A 12,842-nucleotide genomic window follows, 5' to 3' on the forward strand; every position below is an offset into this window, starting at 1 on the left:
GGAATAGATGTCTATTCGTTTAAGGCTGATTTTATCCTATCTGGCAATGGTTTTGGTGCCGATTCTTTTTGTTGTTATTAGCGCACTTCTAGTGGCATTGCTGTTTAGAGGGGATATAAATGAACTGCGAAACATCTATTTACCGCCTGAGCATCACAAACACCTATCAGAAAAAGATCAACTATATATCAATATACACAAGGTAGCATTAAAGCAACCTGAACGTCTGTTAGACCAAAACAATTTAAAGAAAATCGATAACCAATTAAATCATACAGGTGATACGGCTCTTGCAGTCAGAAAAGGGAATCAAATAATTTACCTGTCACCGAAATTAAAAGGATTGGACACGAGGGATCTCCCAGTGTTTGGCTTATACGGTGATGCTGAGCCGCTTGAACAAATCGATGAACAATTTGTGTCGATAAAAAAAATGGATTTCTATTTTCCGGATGATGCAGAAGGGTCATTGTTTGTTGTCACAAATGCTAACAGATTAGCCACTTTTGTCCGTTCATCCTTCCCAATCTTATTCGTTGGTTTAATTTTAATACTTATTGTTACCAACGGTCTGTTAACTTATTTTGTCTCAAAAAGTATCATTCTTCCGGTCCGGGAATTGCAGAAAGCAGCAAAACATATGAGAGACGGAAACTTGGCGGTACCGATAACAGTAAAGTCCAAGGATGAATTGGGCCACCTAGCTCAAGGATTTGAGGAAATGCGAATTAGGTTAAAGGAGTCGATTGAGAAATTAATTGCCTATGAGGATAATCGGAAGGAATTGGTTGCTAATATTTCCCATGATTTAAAAACACCGATTACCACCATCAAAGGTTATATTGAGGGAATCCGCGATGGTGTGGCAAATAGCCCTGAAAAGCAAGAGCGCTATATTCAAACCATTTATTCAAAGTCGATTGAACTCGATAAAATGATTGATGAATTATTTCTCTATTCTAAACTGGATTTGCAGCGGCTGCCGTTTCATTTTGAGGAGATTCGATTTGACCACTATTTAGAGGACTTTGTCGAGGAGCTCCGCTTCGAGGTAGAGGGGAAGAATGTGGTGGTTAACATGGATATTGACAAATCAGAGGATTATTGCATTGTTGCTGATAGGGAGCATTTGAAGCGGGTCATTACCAATGTGGTAGAAAATTCCTTGAAATATATTGATAAAGAGCGTAAAATATTATCTTTTCGGTTGTCCTCTCAAGGAAGGAATATCCTATTTAAAATGAGTGATAATGGCCCAGGGATTTCACCTCAAAATCTGCCCCTAATCTTTGAACGTTTCTATCGTGCCGATCAAGCAAGAGGAACAGCCATTGGCGGGAGCGGTCTCGGTTTGTCGATTGCCAATCGAATTATTGAGGAACATCACGGCGCCATTTGGGCTGAAAGCAAGCTTGGGCAGGGAACAACAATTCTTTTTACTTTAAAAAAAGCAGGTGAGCATCATGAAACGGATATTGATCATAGAGGATGATAAAAGCATTGCCGAGCTTGAAAGGGACTATTTGGAGATCGAAGGGTTTTCTGTTGAGATTGCTTTGACAGGAGATGCTGGATTAACAAAAGCCTTAGCCGAAGAGGTTGATCTCGTCTTGTTGGATCTTATGCTGCCAGGGATAGACGGCTTTCAAATCTGTAAGGCGATTCGAAGCGAAAAAGATATCCCTATTCTCATGGTGTCCGCCAAAAAAGAAGACATTGATAAAATCCGTGGACTTGGTTTAGGGGCGGATGACTATATTGTCAAGCCGTTTAGTCCAAGCGAGCTTGTGGCCAGGGTAAAAGCACATATAGCCCGCTATCAAAGGCTGATTGGCAAGGAAAATCAATCTGGGACGATAATGATCCGCGGCCTGCGGATTGATCAGGTGGCAAGGCGTGTATACGTAAATAACCATGAAGTTGTTTTTACAGCAAAGGAATTTGATGTATTAACCTTTTTAGCCTTACATCCGGACCATGTGTTTAGTAAAGAGCAATTATTCGAGCGGCTGTGGGGCTTTGATTCATTTGGCGATATTTCGACGGTAACGGTTCATATTCGGAAAATTAGGGAAAAAATTGAAATTGATCCGTCTAATCCCCAGTATATCGAAACCGTTTGGGGTGCAGGATATCGATTTAAAGGGTAAATTGTATATGAGGATGGAATGCAGGCTGATCAAACAAGACAGCCTTATTTCATTGTTTTGTATGAAATAAAAATTTTTTTCAAATAATAAGCTTTCAGTTTAGAGTGTGAGGTATTATCCATGAAATTAAGAATGTATCTTATCATAGCCTTTGTTATTAGTGTAATTTGCGTCGCTGGTTTCGCTTTCATTTCGACGCTAATAAGCGACCAGCAAATTATCGGTTTTGACCGGACAATCATATCTGTCGTCCAGGGAATGGAATCACCTGGATTAACGACGGTGATGAAAATTTTTACCTTTATTGGTTCCACAAAATTTGTTATCATTCTTAGTGTGTTTCTTATCTTTTTCCTTTATAAAGTACTTAAGCATCGTCTAGAATTAATTCTGTTTGTTATGGCAATTGCAGGGACTGCCATTATCAATGTGTTATTGAAACATTTTTTTCATCGTGTTCGTCCTGATTTTCATCGATTAATCGAGGTAAGCGGTTATAGTTTTCCAAGCGGTCATGCAATGAGTGCGTTTACTGTCTATGTAATGATTTCGTTCTTATTATGGCGTCATATTACCAATAGGGCCGGCAGAAGTATTTTAATTTTGTTTAGCATTATGATGATTTTGGCAATAGGAATAAGCCGGATCTATCTGGGGGTACATTATCCTAGTGATATTGTTGGCGGTTATCTGGCCAGCAGTGTATGGGTGTCAATGGCCATATTCTTTTTCCAATATTATAAAGAAAGAAGGTATAATAAACATAATAAGTTGTTGAGAAATAGATAGAAAAACCGTTTTAAACAGGAGTGATACATATTATTAGGAACAGTATTCCGAATTTATTTACCCTTTTTAATTTATTTTTTGGATTTTTGTCAGTTATGTATTCGGCGGTGGGGGATTACAAGAATGCGGCGATTCTCATCTTAATTGGGATGATGCTCGACAGTATGGACGGACGGATTGCCAGGATGCTGCGGGTGCAAAGTGATTTTGGAAAAGAGCTGGACTCGCTTGCCGATATTGTTACCTTCGGGGTTGCTCCCGCAATGATGGCGTACTATGCTTATTTTTCAGCGTTTGGTGTTTTAGGGATGGCCATTGCAGGCCTCTTTCCGCTTTTTGGCGCCTACCGCTTGGCAAGGTTCAATATTAACGCCGTAAAGTCATCGCTGAAATATTTTACCGGTGTTCCCATAACAGCCGGCGGTGGAATTTTAACCTTTTTAACTTTTTTTCACGGCAAAATGCCTAGTATTATTCTTCCTATTGCATTTTTTATTATTTGTATCTTAATGGTCAGTACTGTGAAAATTCCAAGTCTAAAAGAAGTACCGCTGCCTAAATACGGCATACTCATTACCATCTTTCTAGGATATGCCATATACATTGTATTCAAAAAAGAACACCATCGCTTCCCCTACTTCATCTACGTCGCCATCCCGTTGTACATAGCCTTCATCGGCTACCAGCTGGTTAGAACAAAAAGGAAAAACAATCCAAAATAAAAGTTGGGTTTCAGTTAGGTGTCAGGCACCATGTGAATTTTTTACATGGTGCCTGACACCTTTTTCAAAATACTTGAAATAGTACGTATAATTTTCATATAATCCTAGTATTGCTAATTTTTATTTAAGGGGTACTTTTATGATTCGGCGTTTTTTTTCTTATTATAAACCGCATAGAAAGCTGTTTGTTTTAGATTTCAGCAGTGCGGTGGTTGTTGCTATTTTGGAATTGGCTTTTCCGCTGGCGGTGCAGTGGTTTATTGATGATCTTCTGCCTGGGGAAAATTGGCAGGCGATTGTATCGGTGAGTCTTGCTCTTTTCTTGCTCTATTTACTGAGTACCTTTTTGCAGTTTATCGTCAATTATTGGGGACATAAGCTCGGAATTAATATCGAAACCGACATGAGGCAGGATCTATTTGAACATGTCCAGAAGCAATCGTTCCGCTTTTTCGACAATATGAAGACAGGACATATTATGAGCAGAATTACCAATGATCTCTTTGACCTTGGGGAACTTGCACATCACGGTCCAGAGGATGTCTTTATTGCCATCATGACCTTTATCGGTGCGTTTTGGATTATGTTCACCATCAATGTAAAGCTGGCGCTGGCAACAATTTTAATCCTTCCGCTTTTGATCGTTTTAGTGGTCATCTGCAATTTAAAAATGAATAAGGCATGGGGGCAAATGTACTCCAGCATTGCTGACGTGAATGCACGAGTAGAGGACAGTGTTTCCGGAAGCCGCGTTGTCCAGTCTTTTACCAATGAAGAATTTGAGATTGCTAGATTCAAGAAAAACAATCAGCGGTATCGTGCCTCAAAGCTTGGCGGCTACCGTGTCATGTCCTTCAGTTTATCAGGTATTTACATGATGACCCGGCTGATTACCATCATCGTTTTAGTATACGGTGCGTGGTTAAGTTTCACCGGGCAGCTTTCCTACGGCGAACTTGTCGGCTTTGTGCTTTATGTGAATGTTCTCTTCAAGCCAATTGATAAAATAAGCGCCATTATGGAATTATATCCAAAAGGAATGGCCGGCTTTAAACGATTTATTGAACTGCTTGACTCAGAGCCAGAAGTAATGGATACGTCAAATGCGGTCGAAGTTGCTTCACTTAATGGAAATATCAGTTTCTGTAATGTGTCTTTCCGTTATGATCAACAAAAAACTGTATTCGAAAATATCGACTTATCCATCCGCGCTGGTGAAACGGTTGCCTTTGTTGGTCCGTCTGGTGCGGGCAAAACGACAATTTGTTCCTTGATTCCACGATTTTATGACGTCAATGAAGGGGTTATTTCCATTGATGGAATTGACATCCGCAATATGACCAAAAAATCGCTGCGCTCGCAAATTGGCATTGTCCAGCAGGATGTCTTCTTGTTCACTGGGACCATCAGGGAAAATATAGCGTATGGTAAGCAGGATGCTACCTTTGAAGAAGTAGCAGAAGCTGCTCGCAAGGCACATTTAGAAAAATTAATCGCCTCACTGCCGGAGGGATATGAAACACAAATTGGCGAAAGGGGATTAAAGCTTTCCGGCGGGCAAAAACAACGGCTGGCGATTGCCAGAATGTTTCTAAAAAACCCGCCGATCCTAATTTTAGACGAAGCAACCTCAGCGCTTGATACCGAAACAGAAATGGTCATTCAAAAGGCATTAAATGAGCTGGCACAAAATCGAACAACTTTGATCATTGCCCATCGTTTGGCAACGATCCGTAATGTAGACAGGATTATCGTCGTTACGGAGGATGGAATCGCCGAAGAGGGACGGCATGATGAATTAATTGAACAAGGGGGCGTATTTGCCAAGCTCCACGCCGTACAATTTCAGCAATAAAAATTATAGAAAAACCTCTATAAATATATCATACAGGTTTTTCTATAAAAATATTATGTAAACTAAAAAAGCCAACACCTTTGTTTCCCGCAATGAAACATGGTACTCTTATAAAAGTTAAATCTAAAGGGGGAGCAGGCACAGTGGCTGACAATCAGGTTGAAATTAAGCTCATCGCATTAGATATGGATGGTACTCTTTTAACGAATAATCATGAAATAACTGAGGAGACCCGCCTGGCAATCAAGGAAGCGCGGGAAAAGGGTGTCAAGGTGGTGCTTAGCACTGGCAGGTCATATAAGAATTGTCATGGACATGCCGATGCCTTAGGGCTGGATTCCTATTTGGTAACGGTAAACGGGAGTGAAATATGGGATGAAAGCCGGAATTTAGTTAAAAGAACAGTGATGAAGCCGGAGTATATCGAATGGATGTGGGGACTTGCGCAGCAATATCAAACAGCCTTTTGGGCGATCAATACGGAAGAGACTTGGCGTAACGACATGCCGAAGGACCTATATGAAGCAGAATGGATGAAATTCGGATTTAATATTGCTGATGTTGGAATTAGAGAGACTATTTACAACAAACTTAAAGAAAAGAATGAATTTGAAATTAGCAACTCGGCACCCGATAATATAGAAGTAAATTGCCGCGGGATTAATAAGGCAAGAGGACTTGAATTGGTTTGCGGCCGGCTTGGAATTGAGTTGAAAAATGTCATGGCCGTCGGTGATAGTTTAAATGATATGGTGATGATTAAAGAAGCTGGAATAGGTGTTGCCATGGGCAATGCCCAGGAGACTTTAAAGAAAGAGGCGGATTGGATTACCTCTTCAAATGAAGATGATGGTGTTGCAAAAGCCATCCGAAAATGGGTATTAACAGAAGCATAGAAATTTTTTAGGACATTATTCCTTCAATTTGGAATAATGTCCTTTTTTTTAAATAGTTATTTAATAGTGAGCTTTTATAAGTTTATGTTTAAAATCAATACTATTTTATAATTATTATAATTTAGTATTGATTTTTATAAGATTTATATTATAATTTAATTAAAGTTTTAAAAAAGCTTATGAGGTGATGTAATGAGTAATGTAAACAAACATTTGACAACAGGAACTGGAGTACCAGTTGGGGATAATCAAAATTCAATGACAGCTGGAGGACGCGGGCCAACGTTAATTCAAGATGTCCACTTGCTAGAAAAATTAGCCCATTTTAACCGTGAACGAGTACCTGAACGCGTGGTACATGCTAAAGGCGCTGGGGCACACGGCTATTTCGAAGTGACGAATGACATGTCCAAGTACACAAAGGCCAAGCTGTTTAATGGTGTTGGAAAAAGAACACCGATGTTCATCCGATTCTCGACGGTTGCCGGTGAACTTGGCTCCGCCGATACAGTTAGAGACCCGCGCGGCTTTGCGGTTAAGTTTTACACAGAAGAAGGCAACTATGACTTAGTCGGAAATAATACACCGATTTTCTTTATCCGGGATGCCATCAAATTCCCAGATTTCATTCATACGCAAAAACGAGATCCGAGAACTCACTTGAAAAATCCAAATGCCGTTTGGGATTTTTGGAGTCTGTCACCGGAATCGCTCCATCAAGTAACATACTTAATGGGTGACCGCGGTATTCCCGCAACTTTACGTCATATGAATGGCTACGGCAGCCATACCTTTAAATGGGTGAATGCAGAAGGGGAAGCTGTTTGGGTAAAATATCACTTTATCACTGAACAAGGTGTTAAAAATATGGCAAATGATGTGGCTGCTAAGTTAGCAGGTGAGAATCCGGATTATCATACAGAGGATTTATTTAATGCAATTGAGAATGGCGATTACCCTGCATGGAGATTGCATGTACAAATCATGCCGATTGAGGATGCCAATACGTATCGTTTCGATCCGTTCGATGTCACAAAGATTTGGTCACATAAGGATTATCCATTAATTGAAGTAGGGCGCATGGTTCTAGACAGAAATCCTGAAAACTATTTTGCTGAGGTGGAACAGGCTACGTTCTCACCTGGCACCATGGTTCCAGGTGTGGAAGCATCACCTGATAAAATGCTTCAAGGACGTTTATTTGCTTATTCTGATGCCCATCGTTACCGCGTTGGCGCTAATCACAACCTGCTGCCGATTAATCGCCCGCGTGTTGAGGCAAATAACTATCAGCGTGACGGTGCGATGCGCTTTGATAACAACGGCGGCGGCTCTGTTTACTATGAGCCAAACAGCTATGACGGACCAAAAGAAGCACCGCAATTTAAACAAACACCATTTGATATTTCCGGTGAAGCTGCTCAGGTAGCATATGATCACAATGACCATTACACTCAAGCTGGCGACCTGTACAGATTAATGTCCAAGGATGAGCGCGGACGATTAGTTGAAAATATTGTCGCTGCAATGAAGCCGGTTGAAAGAGACGACATCAAGCTCCGCCAAATTCAGCATTTCTACAAGGCGGACCCTGAATACGGTGAGCGGGTAGCCAAAGGTTTGAACTTGCAGGTCCCACAAGAGGTAAAGTAATCTAGTAAACTAATGAAATGCCGCTCTTTATCAGGAGCGGCATTTTTAATTTTTTTTAGTAGTTGGGATATCTGCAGTTTTGGGCAAGATATCTGCAGTTTTTAAAATATATCTGCAATTTTTATAATGATATCTGCAGTTTTTGAATTATATCTGCAAATTTAAGAATATCTTAAATTTCTAGAATTTTTTCTTCGAATTTGAGTTGTTAATTTTTCTAATTGGTTATTATCCACATAATAATATCTTCCTTTATTTGTACCAGAGTATTTTATTTCTGCTGCTCTAAGTAACCTTCCTGATAAATCTGGTGAATTTATTAATGCAAACTCCCGAAACTGTTGATTTGTCACTTTTAAATCATACAAAAGAAAATAGTCTAATAATGTATAAATATATGCATCTTTCGAAAATGATTGGCAATTAGGGCAAAACCAACTAGCTTTTTGTCGATACAGAGGCAGATAATCACAAATTGGGCAATGAACTCCGAATCTTAGCTCTGTTTTTTAATACCATAATTTTGTAGAATGAATTTTGTTGGAGGTGTATTCAATTTAACTAGGAGTTTACTTATTTTCCGAAGTTCTTTAGGAGTCAAGATTTTTTTTTCATATTTCTGTTCGTACAATGAAATCCTCTTTAGCATACTGTGTGATTTACATACTCTTTTAATGACTTTATAGTTATTGCCTTTGAATTCTAAAATAGCGTTTGGATTACTGATAACGACTAGGTGATCGACGGGAACTGGCGGCAAATTATGTTCAGCGAAAAGCTTTTGGATAAACTTTTGATGCCTTTCAGCTTGGGCAATGGGATCAGAATAACCTTTTTCATTTCCGTCTTTAATTTGGAAAAATTGCTCATTTTCTATATCAAAAGTTAGTTTTCCGGTCATATTTTTAATTTCTAGGATTAAGGCAAAACGTGAGGTTAATAGAAGGGTGTCGATTTGGCAATTGAAGTCTCCGTCGGGGAAATTTAAATCGTGGAAGATTATGTATTCCTTTTCAGGCAGGGATCGTAAATAATAGTCCAGTGATTCTTCTCCGCGAAAGCCAGCCCGTCTTCTTTCCAGTTCTTCGGCAATTAAAGGATATTTCAAATGGTTCTTTGGAAGTCGCCGCAAAATGGCTTCCAAAATTAAAATGACAATAGGTATACTACGTTCTTTTCCAATCAAGACATATCACTCCTTTTATGAATTCCTTATTATTTTAAAGGAAAAAAACAAATTTTTTCTGCGGAATTTGTGGAAATTTAGCGAAACTTTTATAAATTTGTTCATGCTAATGAAAAATATATCAGCATTTTTGCATAACCTATCTGTAATTTCTTAGAGAAAACTAAAGCCAAAATATATCTGTATTTTTGCATAACATATCTGCAATTTTTAAATTATATCTGCAACATTTTGAATATATCTGCAGATTTTACGATAAATCTGCAAATTCATCTGATATATTGATAAAAAGGGGGCAACAACAAAATTATGAACCAACCAATTGCGATTGTTACTGGTGCATCGAGCGGGTTCGGGCTTTTGACAGTAATTGAGCTGGCGCGCTCCGGATTTCACGTCATTGCCACCATGAGAAATCTAGATAAAGCTGCCAATCTATTAAATGAAACAAAAAATGACCAACTACAAATCACTATTCATGAGCTGGACGTCACTTCAGAAACGTCCATCAACAATTTCAGCGAATATCTCAAGACATTAGGCAGGGTGGATGTCTTAGTTAACAACGCCGGGTACGCTGCCGGTGGTTTTGTAGAAGAAGTCCCATTGGAAGAATACCGCAAGCAATTTGAGACGAATGTATTCGGTGTTATTGCCGTCACTAAAACGGTTCTTCCATACATGAGAAAACAGGGCAGCGGGAAGATTATTAATCTAAGCAGCATTAGCGGCAAAGTGGCGTTCCCCGGTTTATCGCCATACTGTGCTTCTAAGCATGCACTTGAGGGCTGGAGTGAAAGCTTGCGACTCGAAATGAAACCTTTCGGCGTGGACGTAGTCTTAGTTGAACCGGGGTCATTTAAGACAAATATTTGGACAACGGGCCGTCAGGTAACCTCTTCACACGAAAACTCCCCCTACTTTAAACAGATGGGAAAACTGGAAAACTATATATTATCAGGAGAATCGGGTTTCGGGGACCCGAAGACGGTGTCACAGAAAATAGCGAAAATCGCGAAAATGAAAGAGCCGTCCCTTCGTTTTCCAATTGGAAAAGGCGTCAAAATGACAATCCGTTTAAAAAATCTCATCCCGTGGAAAAAATGGGAAAGCATCGTGTTGAAAAATGTAAATAAAAAATAGCTTTCGACAAATTCCAACATCTATTTTAATACCTTCTCGATTAAACTGTTCTTAGTAGCTAGAGGGGGAAGGTTATGAGGAAAAAGAATGTCCTAATTTTCATAATGGTCATCATCTTAATTTTACAAGGAAGCTTAACGCAGACAGTTAAAGCAGAACAAAACAAACAAAGCTTAACGCAGACAGTTAAAGCAGAACAAAACAAACAAAGCTTAACGCAGACAGTTAAAGCAGAACAAAACAAACAAAGCTTAACGCAGACAGTTAAAGCAGAACAAAACAAACAAAGCACATTCTTCTCCAGTTTTATTGAAATGAAGCTGTTCGGGAAGTTTTTCAAACCGGTCAAAGTAATTCCAGCGGGCAGTTACGCAATTCTTGCGGCTTTTGAATCAACTGCGATTGAAAGTCATGGAATTGTGCCCGAAGCGGTACAAACTATAGATGGGCCGATTCGGCTTTCATTTGCTGGGGATGCCATGTTTGATTGGTCCGTTAAACAGACCGTTAAGCAAAAAGGGCCTGATTATCCCTTTCTCCACATTAAATCGGAGCTTGCTTCGAGCGACCTGAATGTAGTGAATTTGGAAACCTCCATTACCACCGGCGGAAGCAAGCAAAATAAGCAATATACATTCCGCTCTGACCCGCAAGCATTAACCGGGTTGAAAAATGCCGGTTTTCAGCTTGTCAGCTTAGCCAACAACCATTCGCTCGACTTTGGGCAAGTAGGTTTTACTGACACTATTGCCAATTTAAAAGAATATAATATCGATTATGTCGGCGGAGGGTTAAACAAGGAAGAAGCATATTCCGCAAAGTCTTATGACATAAAAGGGAAAACGGTAAAAATTTTAGCTTTCTCAAGAGTTTTGCCTGATTATTCTTGGGTGGCAACTGACATAAAACCGGGTTTAGCAAATGGCTATGATATTGAACTGATTGAAAATATAATTCAAAAGGAAAAAGCAGATGCCGACCTTCTGTTTGTCTTTATACATTGGGGAGTTGAAAAAAATCGAACTCCGGAACCGTTCCAGCGTGAATGGGCACAGAAGATGATCGCGTCTGGTGCAGACGGGGTTATTGGCAGCCATCCCCATGTCCTGCAAGGATTCGAATACTATAAAGGAAAGCCGATTGCTTATTCATTGGGGAACTTACTGTTTCCTAATTATATTAGAGGTAACACAGCGCAGACAGGTATTTTACACTTAGATATTGAAAATGACCAAATTGAGATGTCTTTTGTCCCGTTTCGAATTTCGCAGGATCAAATTATAAAACAATCCAATTTTGAAAAAAGCAGGGTCTGGAAGGAACTGCAAAATCTTTCCTATGGAGAGCTGGAAATTCAAAACGGTAGAATTAATGACTTAACTTCTGTTACAAATAGCAACGATTAAACTCGACAGAGGAAGAAGGATCCTCTGTTTTTTTGTCGAAAAAAAGATATAGGAAAATAATGTAAGATTAGTCGAAAAAGGTAACAAACATTTATTTACAAAAGATTAAAAAAATTGAATTGTTTATAAAAATTTTTTAAAAATAACAAAAATTAAACTTTTTGTTAAAATATTTTGCAGGAATTTCAGGGATATTATGAGAATTATAGAAATATGATAGATTGAAGGAGGGGGTTTGTTTGGGTATTAAGGTAGTTGAAAAAGAAGAAATAAAAGTAGTGGGGATTTCCTGGAATGGTTCTTATTCACAATTGGACGTCATTCCAAGGCTATTCTATTTGATGGAGGAACGTCTCGAGGAAGTCCCTTTTCAGACGAAAGAACCAGTGCTGATTGCTCCGTTCCATAGCCGTGAATCCGAGATTACCTATTATGTAACAACACCGGTTGAAGAGGTTAAAGATATCCCAAAAGGTATGGTCGGTTTTTCGATTCCACGTAAATATTATGTTTGCACCTCACATAAGGGGAGCCTTAAGGAGATTGAACATACATATCGCAGGCTGCATGCATGGATGGAAGATTATGGGTACGAACAGGACCATCAAGCACTTAGTCTTGAAATCTACAAAGAAGAGCATAAATGGCAAAATGCTGTGGGAGATCTTCATTTTGATATCTATTTGCCGGTAAAAACCTATAAAACACAAGCATATTAGGGAAGTGCATACTTCTCTTTTTTATATAAATAGAGCATGCCATTTCCCTTTTTAAATTATTTTCTGTATAATAAATATTATTTCAATTGAATATTCCTTCGGGGCAAGGTGAAAGTCCTTACCGGCGGTGATGAAGCTGAGGCTTCTTAGTCCGTGACCCGGTTAACAATTTGTTAAACGGTGGATCTGGTGAAACTCCAGGGCCGACAGTTACAGTCTGGATGGGAGAAGGAAAAGTGCAGGTTTAATCCAAGGGAAAAATTCCCTGTGTTTAAACCTTATTTTCCTATTGTCTTTTATTGGGCCCTGAATAAATATTCAGA

At 39.2% G+C, this 12,842-nt stretch carries 11 protein-coding genes and 1 riboswitch; of the genes, 10 read left to right on the forward strand and 1 reads right to left on the reverse strand.

Going from position 1 to position 12,842, the window contains the following annotated elements; all coding sequences use genetic code 11:
- Positions 1 to 7: 7 nt before the first annotated feature.
- The 7 genes from A6749_RS22770 to katA all read left to right on the forward strand — a co-directional run bounded on the left by A6749_RS22770 (position 8) and on the right by katA (position 8,065).
- Positions 8 to 1,492, forward strand: coding sequence for a sensor histidine kinase (locus A6749_RS22770; protein WP_066397258.1), 1,485 nt, complete (start codon positions 8 to 10; stop codon positions 1,490 to 1,492).
- A complete protein-coding gene (locus A6749_RS22775; RefSeq protein ID WP_174842922.1) occupies positions 1,464 to 2,150 on the forward strand; it encodes a response regulator transcription factor in 687 nt (228 codons plus the stop codon). Before A6749_RS22770 ends, A6749_RS22775 begins: the two co-directional genes overlap by 29 nt.
- Before the next feature lie 120 nt (positions 2,151 to 2,270).
- The gene (locus tag A6749_RS22780) at positions 2,271 to 2,939 is read left to right on the forward strand and encodes a phosphatase PAP2 family protein (protein WP_066397261.1); all 669 of its coding nucleotides are present in this window, start codon (positions 2,271 to 2,273) and stop codon (positions 2,937 to 2,939) included.
- 20 nt (positions 2,940 to 2,959) lie between these two features.
- Positions 2,960 to 3,661 (forward strand): CDP-diacylglycerol--serine O-phosphatidyltransferase, encoded by a 702-nt coding sequence (gene pssA / locus A6749_RS22785; protein ID WP_084797938.1) that lies wholly within the window; start codon positions 2,960 to 2,962, stop codon positions 3,659 to 3,661.
- 139 nt (positions 3,662 to 3,800) lie between these two features.
- Entirely contained in the window at positions 3,801 to 5,516 is a 1,716-nt protein-coding gene (locus A6749_RS22790; RefSeq protein ID WP_066397264.1) for an ABC transporter ATP-binding protein, read from the forward strand.
- Positions 5,517 to 5,659: 143 nt separating this feature from the next.
- Positions 5,660 to 6,412 carry a Cof-type HAD-IIB family hydrolase gene (locus A6749_RS22795; RefSeq protein WP_269085709.1) on the forward strand — a complete coding sequence of 251 codons (753 nt, stop codon included), beginning with the start codon at positions 5,660 to 5,662 and terminating at the stop codon, positions 6,410 to 6,412.
- Positions 6,413 to 6,604: 192 nt separating this feature from the next.
- Entirely contained in the window at positions 6,605 to 8,065 is a 1,461-nt protein-coding gene (katA, locus tag A6749_RS22800; protein ID WP_066397268.1) for a catalase KatA, read from the forward strand.
- 496 nt (positions 8,066 to 8,561) lie between these two features.
- Here the strand turns inward: katA and A6749_RS22805 are convergent, their stop codons facing one another.
- Positions 8,562 to 9,251: a nuclease-related domain-containing protein gene (locus tag A6749_RS22805; RefSeq protein WP_066397270.1), complete on the reverse strand. Its 690-nt coding sequence runs from the start codon at positions 9,249 to 9,251 to the stop codon at positions 8,562 to 8,564.
- 309 nt (positions 9,252 to 9,560) lie between these two features.
- Here A6749_RS22805 and A6749_RS22810 point away from each other — a divergent pair, with 309 nt between their 5' ends.
- The 3 genes from A6749_RS22810 (at position 9,561) to A6749_RS22820 (ending at position 12,519) form a co-directional block, all read left to right on the forward strand.
- Positions 9,561 to 10,394: an oxidoreductase gene (locus A6749_RS22810; protein WP_066397272.1), complete on the forward strand. Its 834-nt coding sequence runs from the start codon at positions 9,561 to 9,563 to the stop codon at positions 10,392 to 10,394.
- A gap of 74 nt (positions 10,395 to 10,468) precedes the next feature.
- A complete protein-coding gene (locus tag A6749_RS22815; RefSeq protein WP_153043044.1) occupies positions 10,469 to 11,800 on the forward strand; it encodes a CapA family protein in 1,332 nt (443 codons plus the stop codon).
- A gap of 239 nt (positions 11,801 to 12,039) precedes the next feature.
- Positions 12,040 to 12,519: a GyrI-like domain-containing protein gene (locus tag A6749_RS22820; protein WP_066397287.1), complete on the forward strand. Its 480-nt coding sequence runs from the start codon at positions 12,040 to 12,042 to the stop codon at positions 12,517 to 12,519.
- Between the two features lie 90 nt (positions 12,520 to 12,609).
- Positions 12,610 to 12,756, forward strand: a riboswitch (FMN riboswitch).
- Positions 12,757 to 12,842 lie beyond the last annotated feature (86 nt).

This window comes from Neobacillus mesonae (assembly GCF_001636315.1).
Taxonomy (GTDB): domain Bacteria; phylum Bacillota; class Bacilli; order Bacillales; family Cytobacillaceae; genus Neobacillus; species Neobacillus mesonae.

Coding starts and splice junctions, on each gene's coding strand:
- A6749_RS22770 (WP_066397258.1), top strand. CDS start 8: ATGTCTATTCGTTTAAGGCTGATTTTATCCTATCTGGCAATGGTTTTG.
- A6749_RS22775 (WP_174842922.1), top strand. CDS start 1,464: ATGAAACGGATATTGATCATAGAGGATGATAAAAGCATTGCCGAGCTT.
- A6749_RS22780 (WP_066397261.1), top strand. CDS start 2,271: ATGAAATTAAGAATGTATCTTATCATAGCCTTTGTTATTAGTGTAATT.
- A6749_RS22790 (WP_066397264.1), top strand. CDS start 3,801: ATGATTCGGCGTTTTTTTTCTTATTATAAACCGCATAGAAAGCTGTTT.
- katA (WP_066397268.1), top strand. CDS start 6,605: ATGAGTAATGTAAACAAACATTTGACAACAGGAACTGGAGTACCAGTT.
- A6749_RS22810 (WP_066397272.1), top strand. CDS start 9,561: ATGAACCAACCAATTGCGATTGTTACTGGTGCATCGAGCGGGTTCGGG.
- A6749_RS22815 (WP_153043044.1), top strand. CDS start 10,469: ATGAGGAAAAAGAATGTCCTAATTTTCATAATGGTCATCATCTTAATT.